The following is a 22,203-nucleotide window of genomic DNA, read 5'->3' as shown; positions in this document are numbered from 1 at the left end:
AATTTTACCATAGGTTTATTATTGACTCCTGTTAATAAGCTTAATTTGTCTTATTTTATTGAAAAAGCCATTCTAGCTGTGGGATATGGAGCCGTTTAACCGGCGCCCCTGCCATTTGGAAGAATCCCGCCAAAAAACGTTCATAGTCGCTTGACTGTCGTAAGATTTTGCTTAAGCGTTCCTCTAATACCTTCTTATCCTGTTCTGAACGCGTAATATAATAACTTTCTATACAATCGAAGTAATGCAAGGGAAAGATTAATCGTGCATATAATAAACGCCACGAAAAGGGTGACAAGAGAGCAATGCTTTGGTACTCTGCAAAGAATTGCTTTAATTCAACATCGTAGGTCTGGATATTGCGAAAATACCTCTCCCTCGTCCATTCCGCTAAATCACGGCTTCGATGATCAAACACCCAATCAAACGGGTTTTTAATCAGATAATGACTGTATGGCCCCCATATTTTTTTTGTGAAACGTTCATGGCAAACAGTGCCGCCATCCGTTTCCAACGTTTCTTCATCCAGCTCTGTATCAACTAGATATTGAATCGCATTTTCTGTTAATCCCAGGTAATAGGGAAAGGAATCGATAAACATCCGTTCAAACTCATCTTCAGGTGTTTGAAAAAGGAGACCGCTCCAAACCCTTTCCATTTGCTCCAGCCGCTTTTCCCACAAGGCCTTCCATTGGCCAATCCTGCTTGACCTTTCGATTTGAAAAGGAACCCGCCTGCCGCGCTCATGGAATTTAGCGAGCTTCCGCCCTAATTTTATTTTCCGCTGTTCTTCGGTCTGTCGAACCGCTAACACGCAGTATTTATTTTTTTCCCACTCCGTAATTAAAATACCCTCCTTGGTTGGCAAAAAGATTGGGACATTTTGATCCCCGTAATTTCTTAAATGCTCGGCCATCTTCCCAAGCTCGGTGATATCCTCTTCTTCCCTACCAGATGGATTAGCAATTAAATACAGCCAGCCGTTTCCCCGCAGTGCATCAAAACGATCTAATTTCACATATTCCTCGACCGTGATTCCATATTGATTTTCAAGCATTTTCTGAAGCATCCAAGCCCCCACCTCTTCTTTATTCCTTTTCTATCTCAAGTATATGTATAGGCTTTTAAAAACTTGTTTCTTGGTGGTTTCTTTAGGAAAAGAATAACCGAGAAGAAATTGCATATGGGATCAATTTAGCGTATATATATAGTGTAAATAAAAGGAAAAGGTGATCGAAGAAATGGCAGAAGACAAAAAAGTGGACCTAACCGAAGAAACAGCACGCAGATGGCTGAAAGAGAGAGGCGTTGAAGTTCAGGACATCGCCGATTTAGTTTTCTTTTTGCAGGAAAAGTATCACGAAAACTTAAAGATGGAGGACTGTTTGGCAAACGTAGAACGGGTCCTTTCCAAACGTGAGGTACAAAACGCAATCATCACCGGGATCCAGCTTGATATGCTTGCTGAAAAAGGGATGTTAGAGGAACCGCTTCAATCGATTATCGGCAGCGATGAAAGCCTTTACGGAGTAGATGAAATCCTGGCCTTTTCGATTGTAAATGTATACGGCTCGATCGGCTTTACCAATTACGGTTATATCGATAAACTAAAGCCTGGAATCCTAGCACATTTAAATGATAAATCAACTGGCGAGTGCCATACATTTTTAGATGATATTGTCGGAGCAATAGCCGCTGCGGCCTCCAGCAGGCTGGCACACCGGGCAGCAAGAGCTGAAGAAGAAAAGAAATAAGAAGCAAAAAGGATGGGTGTTTTTTACCCATCCTTTTCTTATATTTCCCACTGGTCTAATGAATCTACTGTATAAGTCGGCATCCGCTCGTAGCCGGCAAGCAATTCTTTTGTCGTTACACCGGTATGGACGAGTAATGTGTCCATTCCCGCATTCATCCCAGCTAATATGTCGGTATCATAATAATCGCCGACCATCAGTGTCTCTTCTTTTGCTGTTCCTAGGACCTTTAAGGCCTGTTCCATAATAATGGACTCCGGTTTGCCGATAAAAATCGGGTTGGTCTGTGTAGATACAGTAATAACTGATGTTAGTGATCCATTCCCAGGCAGCAATCCTCTTTCAGTTGGGATGGCAATGTCACCATTGGTGGAAATAAAGGTCGCTCCGTTGCGGACTGCCAAGCAGGCAATGGCTAATTTTTCATAGCTGATGGAGCGGTCAATCCCTGTGACAACGTAGTCTGCATGCTCCCCGGCAAATTGCAATCCTTTTTCCGCTAGAGCCGTTCGGATTCCCTCTTCGCCAATACAATAAACCGTTGCGTCATTTTTACGTTCATAAATGTAGTTAGCGGTTGCCTGACTGGTCGTAAACACAAGCTTTTCTTCCGCCGGAATGTCAAAGCGGACGAGCTTTTCAGCTACCTGCGCCGGGGTTCGCGATGAATTGTTCGTTACAAATAAGTAAGGAATCCCCTGATCCCGAAGCCGCTTAACAAAATCAGAGGCTGCTTCAATCCGCTCTGTTCCCTTATACATCGTACCATCTAAATCAATTAAATAACCCTTATATTTTTTCAAAAAAATCACTCCAATTAGCAGACACTCCGAATTTAGTTTTTAAACGCCGAAACAGGTCCTAATTCATTTGCAAGATAATCACGAACGTTTTCAGTAAAAGTCTTTAATTCATGAAGATTTCTCGAAAAATGGTCCTGCAGCTCGCTATGGTCAATCGTTATGTAATCATGAACAAGTTTTTTTCGATATTGGATGATATGCTTTAAACTTTCCCCTGTTTGCGCTGAAACAACCTTTTCATCAATCAAGATGTCGATAATGTCCTCATAGCTCCCAGGATCGCGCATGATAAAACCGTCTATCATCGCATTACCCACATCTAAAACAGATTCAATCATCATTTGGCTCAAGCGTTCTAACGCTGCTTGTTCGAGTGGTGTTGTCCAAGCTGCTTGGCTTGTGAAGAGAGTGATTTGTCTTTCAAAATAAATTAAGGTTGCTTCAATCTTTTCCCTGTCAACAAAATACATTGTGCCGCTTCCTCCATTCTAAGTTGCGATACTATTTATCAGCGCGGTTGGCCGTGCATAGAAATAACCCTGTGCCAGATCAACATTATTTCGTGTCAATACGGACGCCTCGTCCTCGTTTTCGATCCCTTCAGCTACCACTAATGATCCTGCCTCTCTGGCGATTAACATTAATCCTTTTAACATCGATTCTTTGATTGAATTCTTATCAATATTCTGAATGACAGATCGGTCAATTTTTATAATATCAGGCATGATTTCACTAATGATACTTAAACTAGAATAGCCTGCCCCCGTATCATCCATGGCAATTCGGAACCCCATTAATCTTAACATTTTGAGATTATAAATGAAATTCTTTAAGCCTTCGATTGAATCATTCTCGGTCACTTCAAAGGTTATTTGCTTTGGTGAGATTCCTTTATATTGCTGCATGATTGTTTTCAAATCACGGGTAAAGCGAATATTCCCGAGCGTCAGTGGTGTACAATTAACAAAGATGTCCTGCCGGCATTTTGTCGCCTTCATTTGGCTGAAAACCCTTTCAATGACTATCATTTCAAGTTCATAAAGGACACCTGTCTGCCTGGCAACCGAAAAAAGCGAGAGTGGGCTTTCTAAAACGGTTCCCGCTGGACCGCGGGTAAGCATTTCTAGTGCATATGTTTCTTTTGTGGCAACATTGATAATCGGCTGGGCTAATAATTTTATATTCTTCTTTGAAATAATTCTTTTGATCGCAAAAACCATTTCATTAAATTCAGATTTGACTCGTTTTTCTGCCATTGCAAGCGCTTGCCGATGGGCTCTGACAACGGAATCCTGAATCGAATGATACTTTTTTTCAACGAACATATAACCCGTTGTAAAGATGGTCTGGATGGCAGGATTATACTTTTGCAAATTTCGTTCAACATGATTGATGATTTTTCTCATAATTGTATCGATTTCTGACAAGCAAAGGCGTGACTCATCAACCTTAATGTAAAGTGTCAAACCGTCCCCGTAAAAATCGTGAAGGGTAATGACATCCTGCGTAGCGATTTCTTCCTCAACAGCAGCACGGAAATATTTTTTTATTTGTTTAATTAAATGTGCGAACTGGGATTGACTTAGTTGTTCTGCCAGTTCATTCATATTCTTTAAATTAAAGACAATTACAGCTACTTCATGTCCATCGTTAATGGCAGCCGTTACTCCTTGGATGACAGGGTTTCGCAAGATAAATTGGGGAGGGTAAAAGCGTATTGACGAAAGAGGTAATAAAATTTTTCCCCATTTGACGATGGTTTTGATTTTTTCTATGTAACGATGGAACATTATTTTCATCCCTCTCAGAAGTCAACTTAAATGCTTAGCTACATTGTAACATAATTTGACATCTTTCGTCTTTTTCAGGAAGAAAAATTGTTAGAGGTCCCACCACGCCGAATAATTTGTTACTATAGAGAAGATGTCAATTTAACAAAGGAGATCTTTTTGATGAGTGAACGCTTTTTCTTATACGATGATACAGAAGATACAAAAACAAGATTTGTCAGCTTTGTCGGTGAAAACCAACGCTTCGATTTAGCGATTGTTCAAAGTAATCGCCACTATGGAAAGCTGCTTGTTCTTGATATGCAAGGAAGCCGGTTTGCGATTATTGGTCCGGATGACTTGGAAGAAGAGGGATATTTAGAATTTGCTTTTCAGTTGAATGAAGCAGATGGAGCGGAACTGCGGTCTTTCTTAACAGAAATCGTTTAATGATCTGCTTATGTTTTTCACCCCTTAACGACATACTACCACTTATAAGGAGTGTGAAAAACATGGAGGAAGAGAATTCGAGTAAATATACTGAATTATCTAATGTTGAGAAGCAGCAAAATTTCTTAACGGCGCAAGAGTTTCCGGAAGGCCCTTATGGTTCAACTTTTAGAGTTAACGATACTGTTCAAATTAAAAGCACTCCCTGGAAGGAAGGGCAGCGCCGATATAGTGCTTACAATTATGAATTCAAATCACTGCACCAAAATTTACCGCGCCAGATGGACGGGGCACATCCCACACATGATGACCCGGATAGAGATGAACAAGTACCTTATGACAATTAAAATTAATGGCTGTGTAAAAGCACAATGTTGATTGGAGTGGAAGGCGCGAGACTCCTGCGGGAGCAGAGGAACAGGTGAGACCCCGCAGGCGCTTGATTCGCCGAGGAGGCTCACCGCCCGCCCCGCGAACCGCTCGCGCCTGGAACGGAAATCAACATTCCCTTTTTACACAGCCAAATAAAAAACGAAGGGTCCGATTCCCTTCGTTTTATTTCTTTACTTTTTTCAAAACAAAGTTAGCACAGCCGAAATTGCAGTATTCATAAAAATACTCATTTAGGGTGCTAATTTTTGAATCGAATGTTGCCTTTTGGTTTTGGTCATCAAAAAAGCCCTTTAACCGGAGCTGACCATAGCCCCAATCTCCAACGATATAATCATATCTCGATAAAATATCACTAAACCTAGCCTTTAGTGCTTCCTCATTAAACCCATTTCGATATTCCTGCACTAATTCATACATGGTGTTATTAATAATAATCATGCTTTTTCCACCTCATTTTGCCAGCGAATTCTTAATATCCATTATAACCGATTCCCCATCTTTTACTAAGAAAAAAAATCCTTCCTTTGGCTATTCTAATAAAAGGAGGTGTTTAAGTTGAAAAAATTAGTCATCATAATGGGATTATGTACGATGACAGCTTTAACTGGATGCTCTAAGGATATGTCCAATCGTGATGTGTATGAGGAAAGCGGCAATACCATTAACGTTAATAATAAAAGGCATGAACTCTACAATGAAGGCGCAAGCCGTGGAGTCCGGAATGTCAGTAACAATTATGGCTTTGTCCGTCATCAAAAGAGTCCGCTGATGAATGATAATAAAACCAATAATCACTATGCAGCGCTCGATCGTGAACAGGTCGCCAATATTATCAGCAAGTACAGTACCACTATTCCAAATGTCAATGATGTCGCAACCCTTGTTACGGATCAAGAGGTTTTAATTGCCTATGATACCGATTCAAAAGACCGCAATTTGACAGCTGACCAAGTAAAAAAGACAGCAATGTCGGTTGTACCGCGGTTTTATCATGTATATGTTACAGACAATAAGGTGTTAATGCGCGATGTGGAAAATCTCGCCAATTTAGATTCAACAAGCCGAAATTCACGTAATTTGGTCACCGGCCTTGTGGCACAAATGAAAAAATCACCACAGGGACAACGAATGAGTCCAAGTGAAGACCAAAATGGTCTGACTCCGGATGATTATAGTAAGAGCAGACCACATCGATAATAGACCTTGGGCATGGGCATGCTGTCTAAAAATTACAGCCTTATATTCAAAAGAGTTCAGTCCTTTATCCGGCTGAACTCTTTTTACAATTTGATTGCATGGAATCTCTTGCTGTTCTTAGCTTATGCTTCCTTTGCGTCTTGTTCACCTAATAATTGCTTATGTTTGGCAGCGGCATTTACTTGTTCATCAGCATGGTAAGATGAACGAACTAACGGACCTGCCTCACAATGACTAAAACCTTTACTCATCGCAATTCGCTGTAATTCCTTAAATTCATCAGGACTGTAATACTTTACAACCTTTAGATGACTCTTTGTCGGCTGCAGGTATTGACCAATAGTCATAATATTGACATCATTTGCGCGCAGATCGTCCATCACTTCGATAATTTCCTCTACTGTTTCTCCAAGCCCAATCATTAAACTAGATTTTGTTGGGATGCTTGGCTGCATTTCTTTTGCCCGGCGGAGAAACTCGAGAGACCGATCGTATTTAGCACGCGCCCTTACTCTTGGCGTCAAGCGTCTAACTGTCTCGATATTATGATTTAGGATATCGGGCTTAGCATCCATCAAGAGCTGTAAATTTTCTTCCTTCCCGCCCATATCAGAAGGAAGAACTTCAATGCTGGTAAATGGATTTTTGCGGCGGATTGCCCGAACCGTTTCCGCAAAAACAGCTGCCCCGCCGTCCTTTAAATCATCACGCGCTACGGCGGTTATCACTACATGCTTAAGGTTCATTAATTGGACGGAGTCAGCGACTCTTTCCGGCTCTTGTAAGTCTAATTCTGTTGGCAGCCCTGTTTTTACCGCACAAAAGCGGCAGGCTCGAGTACATATATCCCCAAGAATCATAAAGGTTGCTGTTCTTCTTTCCGCCCAGCATTCATGAATATTCGGACAGCGTGCTTCCTCACAAACGGTATGAAGATTCTTTTCGCGCATCATTTTTTTCAAGCCGGTATAAGATTCATTAGTGTTCAGTTTTATTTTTAACCATTCAGGCTTTCGTAAAATTTCTTCATTCTTGCTCATTGTTACACCCCTAGTATGTATAAATAAATGAGTTCTTCAGAATCACTTTAACATACTGCATATAGAACGACAAGCAGACCACCTTTTGAGTTTCGATTACCAATTATTAACCTTAATGAAATAGCGAAGAAATCATAAACTAATCATGTACATTAATCGGAAGGAGGTTGCCTGTGCGGGCTTTTCTGATAATTGGAACTTTCCTTTTATTCTTCACTTCTACAGTGGCTGTCAGGGATGCTCACGCAAAAGAACCTGATCCATACCAGGAGAGAATGAAGCTTTACAAGAAGGTTGAAACCGTAACACAGATTCCTTGGTATTATTTAGCAGCTATTGATCAATATGAAAGAAGCATCCGCCTTGTCCGTCGCGACTTGCCAAAACCTGAAAGCACTATCGCCATTTACTTCCGACCGGAACAATGGGCCGGCTTGACCAATCCGAACCCTTCTGCAGAAAACCCGGCAATCCTTCAATTTTTTAATGGATTGGGTGTGGATGGAGATGGGGATGGAAAAGCAAGCTTAAAGAGTGATGAAGATGTCTTATATGCAATCGCTCATTATCTTCTTTCATACGGCGTCGATGCTGAAAATCTTAAAATAGGGTTATGGAATTACTATCACCGCGATAATACCGTCCGAATAATTACTGGAAAGGCTAGCGTTTATCGCCATTTTGGTCGTCTTAATTTGGATCAGCAAGTGTTTCCTGTTCCAATTCGAAGCAATCACAGCTACCGTAGTACCTGGGGCGATGCGCGGGGCTGGGGCGGAAGAAGGATCCATGAAGGAACCGATATTTTTGCCGATTACGGGGTTCCTGTCCGTGCTACCAACTATGGGATTATCGAAATGAAGGGCTGGAACAAGTTCGGCGGCTGGAGAATCGGCATCCGTGATATTAATAACACTTATCATTATTTCGCCCATCTCAGCGGGTTTGCCAAGGATTTGAAGGTCGGGCAAATTGTGGAGCCGGGGATGGTCATTGGCGGTGTCGGAAGTTCTGGCTATGGTCCGCCGGGAACCTCCGGAAAATTCCCACCCCATTTACATTACGGAATGTATAAAGACAATGGGATTACCGAATGGTCGTTTGACCCTTACCCGCATTTAGCAAAATGGAAGCGGCTGGAGCGGGCAAATACTGGTAAGAAGAAATAGGACTGTCCTTGATGGATAGTCCTTGTTAATTTTCTGACTTATCTTTTGGAAGTGGAAGAGAAGGCGGAGAGCCGTTTCCTCCATTATAATATTGTGGAACTTGGCCCTGTACTAACATTCCACCAACAAAAATGCTTTGATCCAGTTTGGTTATTTTTGTAGCAAAAGGCGTAATGATTTGAATAGACACTTCTAAATGAATAGAAACATCAATCCATGTATTATTAATCCCGATTGGTTTAGGATCTATTTTTACATCTGGACGCACATCGCCAATTGCATTAAATTTCACTGGAATCTTAGGACCTAAAGTACCGAACAAGGTAATATTGGTTGCTCGACCAATTGGGACATACCAAACAATCCCATCTGAGTTTTTGGTAGCGTTTGTTTCAATTTCCACGTCTGTTACATACTCTAACGAGGAAAGATCCCCTTTTTCAACTGCTGTTAAGTTCTTCTGTATCTGACTCGTAATTTCAGATAACTTCTGATTGACGACCTCTGTTTTTAAATTAGCACTTGGTGCACTTCCATTAGGTCCTGGAGTTAGTTCTATTACATTTTTCACATCACCAAAGTCAACCGCCTTTTTACTGATTGCTTTATTTATAACCATTGAAGCTATTTTTCGGGTTTGTGATTCAGCGTATCCCATGAGCGCTGGCTCGATGCCTTTATTGACGAGCCACAAACCAGTAGCGGTTGAGAAAAGGAAAAAGACAAAAGATAACAGCAGGACATAGCGGAAAGGCAGCGGTCCCCGCTTCCTGAGCCGTCGGCGAAACTTTGCCAAAGAAATCACCCCTTCTTGCTATATGTATGCGTGTAAGAGGAGAACTAGCCTAAGGGCGATAAAAAAAGCCTGCCAACAATGCAAGCTTTTACATCATCTTCAATAGGGCATCCTTGCCAAGCATTCCTTGGTGAATCCCTAATTCCTCTGCCTCCAAGGTCACCGACTCTAACGGGGCATTTAATAGCTGATCAATCGTTCTTACACCGACTGCTCGGCCGGCAATAATTTTGCGGTCCTTTAGTTTTTCATTTAATAAGCCCACATCGAGGGCACCGCACATAATATATCCCCTGTCGCTTGTCACCGCGAGCAAGGTAGTTTTTGGAAGTAACACAGAAACAGCCAAAAACGTATGACCGTTAATTTCAACTGGTGAAAGATCAATCAAATGGCCCAACACTCCTTTCCTTCTTCACTATCACTCTATGACAGCGGAGGAAAATTCGTGATGGGCTAGGTGTCCATCTCTAACTTCCATTTTAATAAGTCACGCAAAAATTCCGGGAGAAAATATTTTTTCTGCTTGCTTGGAAGCACTTCTTTGAAAAAATGACCAAAAGTAAACATATCCGGTAGTGCTAACGTGTATGTTTTTTCACCGTTTAATTCTTTGCCATCCACAAATATCGTGTTTCCATGGAGGCTTAGGCGGTCATAAACGAATATCCCCAAGAGCGTTCCTCTAAATCCAAGGCCCTTGATATGCTTATGGTGTAGACTTTCATCCATTGTTTGAAAGTAAACCTCCTGTAACTCTTTTCCCGTTAGTTCAATAACGCATGGATTGATCGGATGGGGGCAAATTGTAAGCAGGTCATATTCAGTCACATCGCCAGCTAACGGACCTAAAAGCAATCCAGCATTTATCATTGCACAATCAGCATTGCACCATTCCCGTAATGCCTTGCACAGAAAAAGGGAGAGCTCTGTTTCCTGAAAAAGATTATTTGGCATTGGTTTGGTCAGCGTTGTAACTTTCTGATTTAGCAGCTGCTTCCCTTTCTCTAAAAAGGCATCAACCTGTTCCAGTTCATTTTGAACGGCGGGAAGCTCTTTTGTGTCATAAAGAAGCGCGTTTTTGTTTATTATGGATTTGGTCTCATCAATGGTGACGGTAACATGCCCGACAAAATATCCATACTTCCCTGCTGCCCCAAGGAGCGTGCTGCCCACCTGCTTTCCCTGTTCTAGAATATGATGGGTATGGGCGCCTAAGATGACGTCGATTTCCGGGAAATCTGCCGCGATTCGTTCATCATCGTGGATTCCTAGATGGGACAGCAAGATAATGAAGTCTGCCTCTTCCTTCAATGGTTGCAGCCATTTTTTCAGCTCTGAGATTGGCTCCGTCAATTCCCAGCCAAGCAATTTATAAAGGTGAGAAAATTGGACGGTTAGTCCAATCACCCCCACCCTTGTTCCCTTGTTTGTATGATAAATTTGATAGGGTTTTACCCAATCAGGGTAAATTTCATTTTTTTTATAAAAGTTTGCTGCTAAAACATCAAATTGCGCGTCGTCATAAAGGTTATTCAAATCTTCATAGGGAAGATTTACCCCCTCATTGTTGCCGATCGTGACGGCCGTATATTGACACTCATTTAAGAGGGGAATGTTTCCTTTTCCTTTGGTTGCCTCAGTATACGGGTGCCAGCGGTCAATAAAATCACCAATATCGAACAGAAAGACTTCCTCTTCTGTTTGGCCGTGCTGCTCTTTTTTCCTTTGCAGAAACTGCGCTATTCGCGGCCAATTTTCTAAGTGACTGTGAACATCGTTTGTATGATAAATATGAATGGTTTCCATTGTTCTCCCTTATCCTACTATCCCTTGATATATTAAACGAATCGCAACAATTACAAGAATGGTTCTGATAATCAAGACTATCGTTTTGCTCTTTAGCTTCGTATTTAGAAACACTCCCACCTTTGCACCAATCCATGCTCCAGGTATAAGGGCTAGTGCATATAGCCAATTGACATTACCTAGGGCAACATGGGTAATGGAGCTTAGAATGGAAGTAGGTAATATCATGAACATGGAGGTTGCGGTTGCCACATGTGGTGGAAAAAAGAATAACAAAATCATCGTTGGCACCATTAGCGAACCGCCGCCAATCCCAAAGATTCCTGATAAAAATCCAACAACAAAGGAAATTAGAATGGCGATGATTGGACTAAAACCGTATTCGAAGGTTTTGCCGCCATTATCGGTAAAGCTGCGAACCACTCCCTTGTCCTTTCGATAGGGAATCGGTTTTAATTTATCCTTTACGACCAATACAAGCGAGACAAAAAGTATAAAAAGACCGAAATAAATATTAAAGGAATGCAAATCTAATTTTTCCGTTGCCCACGCGCCAAGAATACTCCCGGGTCCGCTTCCAATCAGAAAGATAAAGCCGCTTTTATAATCAACCGTCTTATGCTTCATATAGGCTAATGTTGAGGATAGCCCTGTAAATATCATCGTAAACAGTGAGGTCCCTACGACTACCTGCGGGGTAAGATGACTGAATGTTGATAATGTGGCCAAGTACAGCAAGGCGGGAACAACTATGATTCCTCCCCCCATGCCAATCAACGAACCTAGCGAGCTTGCGACTAGGCCTACTAAAACTAATACAATCCATTCCATTTGTTTTCACCTTCTAGTGTCTGTTTTAATCTGCCTTGAGGTTGAAGGAATTTTCAAAATAACCCTAGCTGCCTTGGGGCAAGATCGTCATATTCTATATGTAAAAGATTCATCATTTCCTTGGCATTGTCTGCCGCGTCCCCGCCTGAATTGTTATTAAAGAGGAGATACACATTTGCGGACTCTTTAGCTAATGTTTGGATGGAATCTGTCCATTCTTTTAGCTCTTGCTGGTTATAGCGATAAAGATAACGAACCTCGCGCCAGTTCTCAGCATTCCGCTTTTGCCAGCCATGAACATTACGACCGTGAAACCTTACCAGGACTTTATCGGGATCAGTAGTCTTCAGGATCGTTGGAATCGAACCCTCTCCGGATTGCGGTTCATCGCAAAGGATTTTCTAAATAATTGTGTAAAATTCAATGAAAATATGTATATCAATGGTTGGATGATATTTACCCCAAAAAGTTTGGGTGAAATAAATTTAAAAACAAAAAAAACTTAAATATTTATGTGTTTTAATGAATAATATTCCAACACAGATAGTTCATTACTTTTCATTCAATGGTTTATATGATGAATTTTTATATTAGTCCAAATGGAATTCCAATTCTTCTTTAAAACTCTGTTTTCATAAATTTTGATTAGTCCTTCTGAATTCAAATAATATGGTGTCGGTCTTACCTCTAAATTGACAACATCGGTTATCCCCCATGGAGCGGTTAATATTACGTTCTCCTTTTCATCTAATTTAACTCCTAATGCTGTTACGGTTTCAGGAAACTTTGATATGCCGTCAACGGAAGATGAAAAGGGAGGCATATTATTTTTAATGTGCATTCTCGCCTGATTTTTTACAGACCAAGGAATTTGTGGAACAAGTGATATTAACTTTTCTTCAATCTTCTTTTCAACTGATTCATCAATATTTGTAAGCTCGAAGTAAATTACATCAATGTCAGGAATAGGAGTTCTTGTACTGAAATCGTGCAATACATCCCAAATTTTCGAACGAACAAATCCTGCACATACCCACCAGTCAGGGAGATTTAAAGATTTTACCGCTCTTAATAAATCCATCATCCATACATCATCTCTTATTACATTTACTATGTCTTCCTTATTTTTAATAATCATTAAATTTCACTCACTTTCCACAACAGAGCTAATCGGTATTTCCCAATCCTCTAAAAGTCCCCAAATAATTTCAGGGTTTCCTTTTAGGGATTTCATCGAGCCGACATATACTTTTTCAGTTAATCTACCAATATGTAAATATTGTTTAACTATTTCTTTGGTCGTAGCTGAAACATTATGATTAAAAATCTCCTTGAAATCTTTCCATCAAATTCAAACTACTTAGACTCTAATACATAAGAGTATAATCCACTTTTTCCTAAATGTCAGTTATCCAGTAATTTTTATTCAAGGTACTGAGCAATTTTGCAAAAGAAGGAAAAGAGAATACATATATAGAAAAAGAATAGGTATAAGATAACTTTTTCTTACGGGGGGATTTATTTGTCATTTGAACAATGCCAAAGAATTACTTCATTAATGTCTGGTTTTGATAAAACATGGTTTTTTGCTGGTGGATGGGCAATCGACCTTTTTATTGGGGAAGAAACGAGGGAACATAAAGATATAGAGATTGCAGTTTTCCGAAAAGACCAGTTTTATCTAAAAGATTACCTTAAAGAATGGGATTTTAAAATGGTTTTAAAAGGCAAATTCCATACTTGGGATCATGAGTTTTTAGATTTACCAATTCATGAAATACACGCTTCGAATCTATTAAGCGGAGACAAAATGGAAATTCTTCTTAATGAGACGAAAGATAATGATTGGAGATTCAGAAGAGATTTGAGAATTTCCTATCCAATCAAATCCATTTGGAGTGTCACTGAAACAGGAATTCCGTATCTAAATCCAGAAATCGTTCTTTTATATAAGGCGAAAAACACAAGAGAAAAGGACCATCAAGACTTTAATGCCATAAAGGATTATCTTGATAAAGAAAAGAGAAAATGGCTTCAATTTGCATTAGAAAAACACGAACCAGAACATAAGTGGCTTCAATTTTTGCAGTAAATGAATTTAATGGAACAAGATTCCTTGATTATGGAATGATATTCCAATGGTTAAAAAACGGTATAAAAATAAAAGGAGGATTAGGATGATAGGCTTGCCAAAAGGAGAGGTCTTCTTAGTTCCTTGGACAGAGGAATGGAATAAAGCATTTTTATTTGAGAAAGAAAAAATACAAAAAAAAATAGGTCAATACATAACGGATATTCACCACATAGGAAGTACATCAGTAAATCATTTAAGTGCAAAACCAATTATTGATATAGCCATAGAAATAAAAGATTTTAACGATGGTGAGAACACTTCCTCACCTTTAGAGGAGTTGGAATATTCATATAAAGGAACAAACGTTTTACCCGACAGACATTATTTTAGTAAGGGTGAACCAAGAACCCATCAAATCCATATGTATCAATGTGGAAATAAATATTTAGTTGAACAGCTAAGGTTCAGAGATTACTTGAGAAAAAATGATGAAGCAAGAATTGAATATGAACAGCTCAAACTTAATTTAGCAAAGTTAAATAAAAATAATAAACATAAATATGCAGAAGAGAAAAATGCTTTTGTTAAATCAATTTTAGAAAAAATTTAATGGATCTTTATAACGGTGGCAAAATTAGAATAAACAATTCATATAAACTTACATGAAAAACTCGCCAATACTATAATGGCGAGTTTTTTTGACTACCACGCTATCCGCACACAATCATTATTTATGTAGGTCATCCTTTGCGTTTAGCTGTTCTGACATTTGTTTTATTCGGCTCTTTCTTAATGGTGTAACTATGTTACTCTGTTCCTTTTGACTTGGAGAAGGATTGCTATGAACAATACTTTTATTGTAGTCGTCAAACCGCTTGTAACCTTCATCCTTATTGGAAAATGCTGTTTCGAAGAACAAATCAATTATCGGATGTCGGGACTTACCAGTGGTCAATAGGTTTATAAGAGGAACGTCTGATTTATGACTCGCATTAAACCATGAAAATAATATTGTTTGTTGCTGTTCAACCAACTTTTGAAGTTCCTTGACCTTGTTCTTTTGAGCCTCTATTTCCATTGACTGTTGTTCAATTTTTTCAAGATACTTATTGGATTCCTTCGCCTTCTTTTCGTTAAGTTTCAAGGCTTGTATGAGCCTCTTTTTATCAGCCGTTTTTCCAGAAAAGAACTTATTGACGCATTCCTCAGTGTCTACAAAAATATCTGTATGATCCGTTTTATTCCCTTGTACAGTAACTTTATAGGATTCGTTTGATTCATCTACTATCTTTCTTCCTTGACGATTTGATCTTCGCCAAAATTCATCACTTAACTGATATGGTATTTCTCCGTTTTCATACAGTTTTTTGGCAAAACGATACATTTCCGAGTAAGTAATTAAGCCTGTAATCTTTTCCTCTTGAATGTATCTAAACACAATATTTTTTATCTCTTGTTCATCATATATCGTAGCTTTCCTACCCCTCGTTTCCAACGAATTCAATCCTTTCTTTAACACTTGTTAGATTGATGTATCTTCTAATTGCGTTATCTATACGTTTAGACCTTTTAATCAATTCTTTCCGCATTTCGGGATTCTCAGAAGAATAGTAGTCATCGGTCACGCTATCATATATGCTCATATACAAAGTCTTGAGGCTTTCAACAACTTCATGTATTTCAGATTTGCTTGCATTTAATTTGGTAGACAATATATGCTGCTTCTCCGATAATTCCTCTCTTGATATTCTCCAAGAATCGCATTCCCAACAGTCTTCTACCATACAATTCTGCATCGGGTCTGTACAGTACCCATCTTTTAGCATTATCTTAACATTAGTTCCTGATGGTTTTAAAACAAACTTCTCTATGAAAGAGGTTCCAATTGTTGTACTCTGCTGTCCAACTGTGGCATCTATTTTATTGCTGAAACTATCCAAATCAATGCTTGAAACCAATTCTAAAATCTCAAGATCCACATAGTTTTGAATGTGACCAAAATAATGATTTTGTGCTTCTAATGATATATGTCCGCCAAGTCGGGCAATTTCTACAGGATGGTATCCCTGTCTATTCAGATTTACGAAAGCAATGTGTCTGGTGTCACCAGGTTTCAATTGCTGTGAAATCGAAAGTCCATTAGAATCCAACGGATTCTTATTCAAAGTAATGTTATATTTTTCAAATATCACATGTTTATAGAATGATTTCAATTCCATTCTGAAAATGCTATTCGTAAACCTGTATGGATTGAGTCTCTTGGCTTGCGTACCCTCAGTCGGCAACCAATACTGCCCTTTGAAGGTTTTAGGTATAGACATGTAGGAAATGAGGGTATCTGTCCTACCAAAGCGATCAGTTGCACATTTATACTTCACTATTTCTTGATACAAATGCTCAGGAATACTGATTTCATCTAATACTTGAATACGTCTTGCGTTGACTGCTTTTATCTTGTGCCTTGGCAATTTGATATAGAATTTTCCATTCCTCTCAAAAAGACAGTCCCGTTGAATACTACAGTATTCACTTGGTCTCATAGGGATAAGGTTGGTCAGGTTCCACCAAAGCCATACGGGAAACCATTTCAAGTATTCTATCTCTGATAGATTGCTTGAAAAGAAATCCTCCAATATTCTTGAAAAGATAAGAATATCCTTGGAGGGGGGAATGATCCTCACTATACTTTTTTCTGACTTTGGCTTGACTGAGTGTATTATAGAGACGTATTCATCTACGCTAAAATCAAACTCATTGTAATAGTCAAAGAAATTCAACATCGTTATGCACACGTTTCTCCTCATGCTGTCGGTCATATTCACAATTTCATCGGCAAGATCGTCATAATTCGTATCTGTAAGCCCTTTTGATATATTTAAGAATGTCAGGAATCCTTCGTTTACAATTGATGAAATTCTTTGGGGATTGTGTCCTTCATCAATAAGTGTAGATGCCCAACATTTTACAATGTCAATGAATCGGTCTGTACGAATACTCTTGTTAAATTGCACTGCATTTTTTATGTCCTCAAATACAATAGACTCTCTCCTTGATTCGTAAGGGATCTCAAGGAACCATTTCATTTTTTCGTAATGACATGAACTAAGCTCATGCGATACCATCTCGAATTGAAGAATTTCTTTTGCCTCTTCAATTGATTCCTCTAAATTAAAATGACTTTCATTGTACTCATTAATTGTATCCAAAACCTTCTCCAAGACTGTTGTTTCAATCATTTACACTTCACCCCTTCTATATCAGTAGTAACTCCTCCTGTGGGTCAGGAAGCTCCTCTAAGCCCTTTATAAACCCGTTAAAGTCTAAATCCATAAACATCTCAATTATTTCTCTTCCAAACTTTTGCTTCGCCTCTGCGATAGTAGAGAAGTCCATAAGCAATAAATTATACAGCTTGGTTTTTTCTCCAATTGGAACATCATCTCTGTATGCTATCTCCTTATAATTTGAGAGAATACGCCTCATCCTTCTACAGATTGTGCTTAACGAATAGAAGTGAGGGATAGAAAATGGACACTTGTTACACTCTGTTTTTTGAGCAATACACGTTGAAAAGAAACATTGGTATGTTTCTTCTTTGGCAGGGGAGAGACCTAAGTTGATAAGATTCAATCTGCTTTTCAGTTCCTCTTTTGACAACTCCTCTAAATAAGTTCCTAATTCTTCTTGACGCTTTGACAACACATTCAGATATGAAGCCATATCCTCCAACTTCACAACGTCTCCAAGAAGTTCTTTTAACTCTATCGAATGTCGTGTTGTATCTATTTTGTTTGTAGAACTTTCTCCCAGTAAAAGGGCATTAACCTTTTGATACACATATCCAAAGTATCCCGTATCAAATAGCTGTTCTGTAATAGAGTCTAAATGCTCTTGAGGCACTTGAATATAGATGTTTGTTGTCTCCGTTTGCGTATGACCTCTTAAATGCTTTGCAATCAATATTGGATCACCATTCAGTGCAGATGCAATTATAGAGCTTGTGATGGTTAGAACAGTTCTATTCATTTTTCTTGACTCAAACTGAAATTCATCTTTGTAGTTCTTGAAGAAATGGTCATGAGTTCCCGCAAAAACTTCGTTCTTTTTATTGTAGAAATTTATAAGATTGGATTCATCATGGATATGAAAATTCCTAACCCTATATTCACAAATCAAGATAGCGTAAGCCATTGGTAACTTCAATTCGCTCGAACAATAGAAAGTAGCTTTTTCATGTGTCTTGTTATGTTCAAACCATTGTGCCTGATAAAATCTTACTATCTGTTCAGCGTCTTCCATTGTTAAGAGTAAGCATTCTAAGGACTCAATAGAAGTAAGATTGAACTTATTAAAGTGGTGTGACGGATACCTTGGAAAATCGACTACGGTTCCTTTTCTCCAACCATTATTGATATGCAATAGTACATATAGCCACATAGAATCATATTTTTTATACAATTTTCCATTTTTTAAGTCCTTCTGACCCTGTATGCCCTTAATACCATTAATAGCCGATTCCTTATGGAGTTTGTAGTCTTTTACATAATTGTATAAAGACATGTACTCTTCAAGATCATACGTTTCCTTCGATTTACTTTTTACTTGCTTGATACTTTGGCGTTCAAAATTCAATTTTGAAAGGTTAAGAACTTTCTTTCCTGTATTATGTTCTATGCTGGACACGACTTCATATAAAAACGCATAAATATGACCTTGGTGTTTCTTTGGAATTTTTTTATTGAATATTCCCAAGTTCATTTCTTTTTCAGAGAACGTAAGGAGTTCCTTCGTCTTTGCGAAGTTGGTTATCACCTTTGTAGCGTTTTTAAGGGAAGTAATTTTATTTAAGCAGGAATCTCTATTACCAGTCATTTTCCTTAACGTCTGATTGGCATATTGAAACCAAAGTTCTTTTGTAATTTTTAGATTCTCGCAAAATTGCACATTTTCCACCTCAAGAACTTGTTGTAAAAGAAGGGGATAGTCCATAATGGTGTTGTACAAATCGGAGATTTTCCTTTCAATTCGCATTCTTTCAATGAACTCGTCAATGCCTTTTTTGTCATATAAGACCTTTTTATATTTGTATTTTTCTACCCTTAAAAGGGGAGTGATCGCCCCCTGAATCTCGTACCTTTTTAATGCGTCATCATCTGGCTTAGAAGTACCAATTTCATTGTGAAAAACTTCAACCTCACTCAAGGTGTATGTGGTTTTCATCAGTTCATTCAATGACTTTTCCTGCAAGTCTTTAAGCAAGTGAAAATCATCCTTGCTGATATTCAAATTAGTTCCATTGGAGAAGAATGGTTCAATACCATAGGCTTTAAATGCTTCACGAAGATTTTCATTCGTAATTGAAAGTATCTCTCGACATTCTTGAATAGTAATAATATCTCGGTATTTCCTATACACATCCTCTTTTTTTACAAACTTACATTCATACAAATTTTGCAATTCCAAAATCTTAATTTTCTGTTTCAACAGATTATCTCTAAATGCTTTTAACTCAATATCAAGCCCTAACTCCTTGTACGCTTCAATAAGTGAGAAATATTCCTCCAAAAATCTATCGCAACTACTCCTTTTTACGAAAGTCCTTTCTTTCCTTGTTATAGGAATATCAAGTTCCAACAATTCTAATCCCGCTTGCTCAATGAAATTGTGTAATCCAGAAGAGTCTATTCTAATCGGTTTTCCCGAAATCTTAATAAAAGCCTCTTCTAAGGTAAAATAATTATTACGAATCGTGATCACTTTTTGAATGTAATTCTCGACTGACTTAATGGAAATGTAAGTTCGGTTATATCTATTACCTATCACCTTTGCCTCAATTTCCCCACCATCTATCAACGTTTTCATCTTTGTTTCATTCAACCCATAACGTTTCAAATTATACTCTTCAAGTTCCGAAAAGAGTGCATATCCCTCCATCTACAAACCCCTCAAATCTTCGACTTTTGAATACGTTTTATCTGCGTGAGTGGTAGCTCTCGCTATTATCTCTATTGCTTCCTCTGTTTTCTTTTTAACATTTTGCTCTTCGATATAACTATTCGAAGATTGGATGTTGCTATCGCCCCTTGCAATCATTACTTCACTTGCAGACCATCCTAATAAAAACACAAGCATATTGGTGTAAATTCCTCTACCAATATGAGTAGACCAATTTTTTGAAGTCAATTTTCTATATGCCTCTTCATCGTTCTCAAGGAGAATACTTAAAAATCTATTTTTCACCCTTGTAAAACGTTCCCAATACGCTGTTCCCGATATTGGTCTTCCTGTATGGATGGAACAAAACAGTGCTTGTTCATTCTTTAACTTTCCGTTTCTCTCCATCCTTGATAATAACTCCATATGTTTTTTGTACATCTCTAACACAATAGGAGCTTTGAATACCGCTTGTATTCTCGTCTTTTTTACCTGCTCTAACACTGTGAGTTTTTTGTCGGGGAACAAGAAACTCCAATTGTCTTTTATGTTCAATGTAAGCTCTCCTGACCCTTTACCGTTTGGTTCTTTTACGCTACTACGCAAGAGATTTACTACTTCCCCTTTCCTCAAACCTCCATAAAATTGAAAAGCAACACCAATCGCAATATCAGGGGCTTCTAATTCAGCAATTCTGATAAAAAGATTTACGAGGTCTAATCTACCATTTCCAAAGTCGTGTAGCCTATCATTTTCTCTTCCCATATCCCTTGTGTTTGGATACTCTGTCCCTAATTCAAAATTATCAAATGGACTTCGTATTATTACTTTCTTCTGACCCTTTATGCTACGTACTTCTTCTCTATATTGAATCTTCTCTTTGATTAAACCTTGCTCACTCAACCAAAGATAAAACTTTGTAAGCATACGGTCAGCATCTCTTACTTGTTGAGCAATGATTTCATTTGCTCTTACCCTTTGTGTCAAATGAGTAATATAACTTGCTCCATGCTTCAACTGTAGTCCACTTATACCAGTATCTCTTAAATCTAAGTACATTTCTTCTTCATCAGAGATACATTCTAAGGTATAGTTCAAGAATTTTTTTATTTCTTCTGCATAGTTTTTCTGTGTTTTTAATGCTAATGATTTCCTATCAAACGTACTCTTTATGAAATTGGATAATGGGTGGGGTAAGAGCATCCCTGTCTCTTTATCATCTATACACAGAATTATCTTATCCGCTTCAACTAATGCCCCTTGTCTTACTTCCTTTATTCTCATTTGTTTTACTACGAATTCAAAGCCCACTATAATCCTCCTTACCGCTACCCGCTTCGGGACTACATCCCCATACAACGAATAAGAACACATATTCTATACATATAATATTAACCTATTAATCTAAATATTTCAACACAAAAAAATGACTATTGTGCGAAATAGTCATCCCTCATTATTACTTATATATCAACATTTCATTACAATAATTAATTGAATGTATTTTACTACCCCAAATATACTAATCCATATCGCAAATGCTATGAATCCATTTCTCTGTTTTCATAAATTCAAGCGTTTTTTGAATGTATTGAGGTGCGAACCACGATTGGTGTCTGAATTCAAGTGCACAAGGAATATCACCCATTTCACGCTTGCACCATCTTAAGTACTTAACATTTTCCCGTTTACAGGCAAACCATGGCGGGAATTGAAAAAGCGTCATGGCTAATTTATTGGTTTCTATGTATGGAGCGAGCGACTCTTTAAAGGCGTTAAACATTGCTTGTTTGGTTTCAAAAGGGATTTCGCCACGCATATGTCCGGTCATCCCTTGGTAGGCTTTGACGACAAATTGGAAGCTTGCAGGCGTGTCATTGACCCACTTTTCGGCATTACGAGTAGGTTGAATCGCGTAAAAAGCGGAATCCACTTCAACAAGCGGAAAATGTCCCGCATATTCCTTTAATTTATCTCTTGAGGAAATTTGACCCGGGTATAAGCTGTCATGGTCACCCCAGCCTGTTACACCGATATAAATCAAGAAACTCACCTCCATTTATTAATAATAGCATAACCATCGGATGCTTTGCGACAGGGGCACACGCTTCGCGACAGTTGGAGCACGCATGGCGACAGTTGGCGCACGCTTTGCGACAGTTGGCGCATCCTATCCCTGTAACC

At 38.6% G+C, this 22,203-nt stretch carries 22 protein-coding genes and 2 pseudogenes; 7 read left to right on the top strand and 17 right to left on the bottom strand.

What is annotated here, in order from left to right; all coding sequences use genetic code 11:
• Window positions 1-55: 55 nt before the first annotated feature.
• Window positions 56-1,069, bottom strand: coding sequence for a spore coat putative kinase YutH (yutH, locus tag AA980_RS08925; RefSeq protein ID WP_024028416.1), 1,014 nt, complete (start codon window positions 1,067-1,069; stop codon window positions 56-58).
• A gap of 172 nt (window positions 1,070-1,241) precedes the next feature.
• Between yutH and AA980_RS08920 the strand changes: the two genes are divergently transcribed.
• Window positions 1,242-1,754 carry a phosphatidylglycerophosphatase A family protein gene (locus AA980_RS08920; protein ID WP_024028415.1) on the top strand — a complete coding sequence of 171 codons (513 nt, stop codon included), beginning with the start codon at window positions 1,242-1,244 and terminating at the stop codon, window positions 1,752-1,754.
• A 38-nt stretch (window positions 1,755-1,792) separates the two neighbouring features.
• Here AA980_RS08920 and AA980_RS08915 read toward each other — a convergent pair whose 3' ends face one another.
• The 3 genes from AA980_RS08915 to AA980_RS08905 are packed head-to-tail and all read right to left on the bottom strand — an operon-like array spanning window position 1,793 to window position 4,347.
• A complete protein-coding gene (locus AA980_RS08915) occupies window positions 1,793-2,557 on the bottom strand; it encodes a TIGR01457 family HAD-type hydrolase (RefSeq protein ID WP_024028414.1) in 765 nt (254 codons plus the stop codon).
• A 32-nt stretch (window positions 2,558-2,589) separates the two neighbouring features.
• A complete protein-coding gene (locus tag AA980_RS08910) occupies window positions 2,590-3,027 on the bottom strand; it encodes a DUF86 domain-containing protein (protein WP_024028413.1) in 438 nt (145 codons plus the stop codon).
• A gap of 18 nt (window positions 3,028-3,045) precedes the next feature.
• Window positions 3,046-4,347: an EAL domain-containing protein gene (locus AA980_RS08905; protein WP_024028412.1), complete on the bottom strand. Its 1,302-nt coding sequence runs from the start codon at window positions 4,345-4,347 to the stop codon at window positions 3,046-3,048.
• A gap of 162 nt (window positions 4,348-4,509) precedes the next feature.
• On the opposite strand from AA980_RS08905, the gene AA980_RS08900 reads away from it, so the two are divergent.
• Window positions 4,510-4,776: a DUF3055 domain-containing protein gene (locus tag AA980_RS08900; RefSeq protein ID WP_024028411.1), complete on the top strand. Its 267-nt coding sequence runs from the start codon at window positions 4,510-4,512 to the stop codon at window positions 4,774-4,776.
• 62 nt (window positions 4,777-4,838) lie between these two features.
• Complete coding sequence (locus tag AA980_RS08895; RefSeq protein WP_024028410.1) at window positions 4,839-5,123, top strand: hypothetical protein; 285 nt, start codon at window positions 4,839-4,841, stop codon at window positions 5,121-5,123.
• 208 nt (window positions 5,124-5,331) lie between these two features.
• On the opposite strand, the gene AA980_RS08890 is transcribed toward AA980_RS08895, so the two are convergent.
• On the bottom strand, window positions 5,332-5,607 hold the full coding sequence (locus tag AA980_RS08890; RefSeq protein WP_024026591.1) for a YutD family protein: 276 nt from the start codon (window positions 5,605-5,607) through the stop codon (window positions 5,332-5,334).
• Between the two features lie 117 nt (window positions 5,608-5,724).
• Between AA980_RS08890 and AA980_RS08885 the strand changes: the two genes are divergently transcribed.
• Window positions 5,725-6,366: a YhcN/YlaJ family sporulation lipoprotein gene (locus tag AA980_RS08885; RefSeq protein ID WP_024026590.1), complete on the top strand. Its 642-nt coding sequence runs from the start codon at window positions 5,725-5,727 to the stop codon at window positions 6,364-6,366.
• Between the two features lie 122 nt (window positions 6,367-6,488).
• On the opposite strand, the gene lipA is transcribed toward AA980_RS08885, so the two are convergent.
• Window positions 6,489-7,406: a lipoyl synthase gene (gene lipA / locus AA980_RS08880; RefSeq protein ID WP_024026589.1), complete on the bottom strand. Its 918-nt coding sequence runs from the start codon at window positions 7,404-7,406 to the stop codon at window positions 6,489-6,491.
• A gap of 173 nt (window positions 7,407-7,579) precedes the next feature.
• Here lipA and AA980_RS08875 point away from each other — a divergent pair, with 173 nt between their 5' ends.
• Complete coding sequence (locus tag AA980_RS08875) at window positions 7,580-8,575, top strand: M23 family metallopeptidase (protein WP_024026588.1); 996 nt, start codon at window positions 7,580-7,582, stop codon at window positions 8,573-8,575.
• 25 nt (window positions 8,576-8,600) lie between these two features.
• Here the strand turns inward: AA980_RS08875 and yunB are convergent, their stop codons facing one another.
• The 6 genes and pseudogenes from yunB to AA980_RS08845 all read right to left on the bottom strand — a co-directional run bounded on the left by yunB (window position 8,601) and on the right by AA980_RS08845 (window position 13,149).
• Window positions 8,601-9,371, bottom strand: a complete 771-nt coding sequence (yunB, locus tag AA980_RS08870) for a sporulation protein YunB (RefSeq protein WP_024026587.1) — start codon at window positions 9,369-9,371, stop codon at window positions 8,601-8,603.
• Between the two features lie 88 nt (window positions 9,372-9,459).
• Complete coding sequence (locus tag AA980_RS08865) at window positions 9,460-9,762, bottom strand: YunC family protein (RefSeq protein ID WP_024026586.1); 303 nt, start codon at window positions 9,760-9,762, stop codon at window positions 9,460-9,462.
• A gap of 65 nt (window positions 9,763-9,827) precedes the next feature.
• Window positions 9,828-11,180 carry a bifunctional metallophosphatase/5'-nucleotidase gene (locus AA980_RS08860; protein WP_024026585.1) on the bottom strand — a complete coding sequence of 451 codons (1,353 nt, stop codon included), beginning with the start codon at window positions 11,178-11,180 and terminating at the stop codon, window positions 9,828-9,830.
• Between the two features lie 9 nt (window positions 11,181-11,189).
• The gene (locus AA980_RS08855; protein WP_024026584.1) at window positions 11,190-12,011 is read right to left on the bottom strand and encodes a sulfite exporter TauE/SafE family protein; all 822 of its coding nucleotides are present in this window, start codon (window positions 12,009-12,011) and stop codon (window positions 11,190-11,192) included.
• A gap of 53 nt (window positions 12,012-12,064) precedes the next feature.
• Window positions 12,065-12,406 (bottom strand): annotated as a pseudogene (locus AA980_RS26250) (DUF72 domain-containing protein); the annotation flags it as partial.
• 167 nt (window positions 12,407-12,573) lie between these two features.
• Complete coding sequence (locus AA980_RS08845) at window positions 12,574-13,149, bottom strand: nucleotidyltransferase family protein (protein WP_024026582.1); 576 nt, start codon at window positions 13,147-13,149, stop codon at window positions 12,574-12,576.
• Window positions 13,150-13,533: 384 nt separating this feature from the next.
• Here AA980_RS08845 and AA980_RS08840 point away from each other — a divergent pair, with 384 nt between their 5' ends.
• Window positions 13,534-14,103, top strand: coding sequence for a nucleotidyltransferase domain-containing protein (locus AA980_RS08840; RefSeq protein WP_024026581.1), 570 nt, complete (start codon window positions 13,534-13,536; stop codon window positions 14,101-14,103).
• Window positions 14,104-14,188: 85 nt separating this feature from the next.
• A complete protein-coding gene (locus AA980_RS08835; protein WP_024026580.1) occupies window positions 14,189-14,695 on the top strand; it encodes a GrpB family protein in 507 nt (168 codons plus the stop codon).
• Window positions 14,696-14,812: 117 nt separating this feature from the next.
• On the opposite strand, the gene AA980_RS08830 is transcribed toward AA980_RS08835, so the two are convergent.
• From AA980_RS08830 to AA980_RS08810, 5 genes and pseudogenes are all read right to left on the bottom strand, one after another.
• Window positions 14,813-15,580, bottom strand: a complete 768-nt coding sequence (locus AA980_RS08830; RefSeq protein ID WP_024026579.1) for a hypothetical protein — start codon at window positions 15,578-15,580, stop codon at window positions 14,813-14,815.
• Window positions 15,564-17,321: a hypothetical protein gene (locus AA980_RS08825; RefSeq protein WP_024026578.1), complete on the bottom strand. Its 1,758-nt coding sequence runs from the start codon at window positions 17,319-17,321 to the stop codon at window positions 15,564-15,566. The genes AA980_RS08830 and AA980_RS08825 overlap by 17 nt, the downstream gene beginning before the upstream one ends.
• Window positions 17,322-17,337: 16 nt before the next feature.
• Entirely contained in the window at window positions 17,338-20,019 is a 2,682-nt protein-coding gene (locus AA980_RS08820) for a hypothetical protein (RefSeq protein WP_024026577.1), read from the bottom strand.
• Window positions 20,020-21,330, bottom strand: coding sequence for a hypothetical protein (locus tag AA980_RS08815; RefSeq protein ID WP_024026576.1), 1,311 nt, complete (start codon window positions 21,328-21,330; stop codon window positions 20,020-20,022).
• 220 nt (window positions 21,331-21,550) lie between these two features.
• Window positions 21,551-22,063: pseudogene (locus tag AA980_RS08810) on the bottom strand (DUF72 domain-containing protein); the annotation flags it as partial.
• Window positions 22,064-22,203 lie beyond the last annotated feature (140 nt).

The organism is Neobacillus vireti (assembly GCF_001026695.1).
Classification (GTDB): Bacteria; Bacillota; Bacilli; order Bacillales; family Cytobacillaceae; genus Neobacillus; species Neobacillus vireti.
Note: the sequence above shows the minus strand (reverse complement) of the source record. Positions and strands in the feature narration are given on the sequence as shown.

Coding starts and splice junctions, on each gene's coding strand:
- yutH (WP_024028416.1), bottom strand. CDS start 1,069: ATGCTTCAGAAAATGCTTGAAAATCAATATGGAATCACGGTCGAGGAA.
- AA980_RS08920 (WP_024028415.1), top strand. CDS start 1,242: ATGGCAGAAGACAAAAAAGTGGACCTAACCGAAGAAACAGCACGCAGA.
- AA980_RS08910 (WP_024028413.1), bottom strand. CDS start 3,027: ATGTATTTTGTTGACAGGGAAAAGATTGAAGCAACCTTAATTTATTTT.
- AA980_RS08905 (WP_024028412.1), bottom strand. CDS start 4,347: ATGTTCCATCGTTACATAGAAAAAATCAAAACCATCGTCAAATGGGGA.
- AA980_RS08900 (WP_024028411.1), top strand. CDS start 4,510: ATGAGTGAACGCTTTTTCTTATACGATGATACAGAAGATACAAAAACA.
- AA980_RS08895 (WP_024028410.1), top strand. CDS start 4,839: ATGGAGGAAGAGAATTCGAGTAAATATACTGAATTATCTAATGTTGAG.
- AA980_RS08890 (WP_024026591.1), bottom strand. CDS start 5,607: ATGATTATTATTAATAACACCATGTATGAATTAGTGCAGGAATATCGA.
- lipA (WP_024026589.1), bottom strand. CDS start 7,406: ATGAGCAAGAATGAAGAAATTTTACGAAAGCCTGAATGGTTAAAAATA.
- AA980_RS08860 (WP_024026585.1), bottom strand. CDS start 11,180: ATGGAAACCATTCATATTTATCATACAAACGATGTTCACAGTCACTTA.
- AA980_RS08855 (WP_024026584.1), bottom strand. CDS start 12,011: ATGGAATGGATTGTATTAGTTTTAGTAGGCCTAGTCGCAAGCTCGCTA.
- AA980_RS08845 (WP_024026582.1), bottom strand. CDS start 13,149: ATGATTATTAAAAATAAGGAAGACATAGTAAATGTAATAAGAGATGAT.
- AA980_RS08835 (WP_024026580.1), top strand. CDS start 14,189: ATGATAGGCTTGCCAAAAGGAGAGGTCTTCTTAGTTCCTTGGACAGAG.
- AA980_RS08825 (WP_024026578.1), bottom strand. CDS start 17,321: ATGATTGAAACAACAGTCTTGGAGAAGGTTTTGGATACAATTAATGAG.
- AA980_RS08820 (WP_024026577.1), bottom strand. CDS start 20,019: ATGGAGGGATATGCACTCTTTTCGGAACTTGAAGAGTATAATTTGAAA.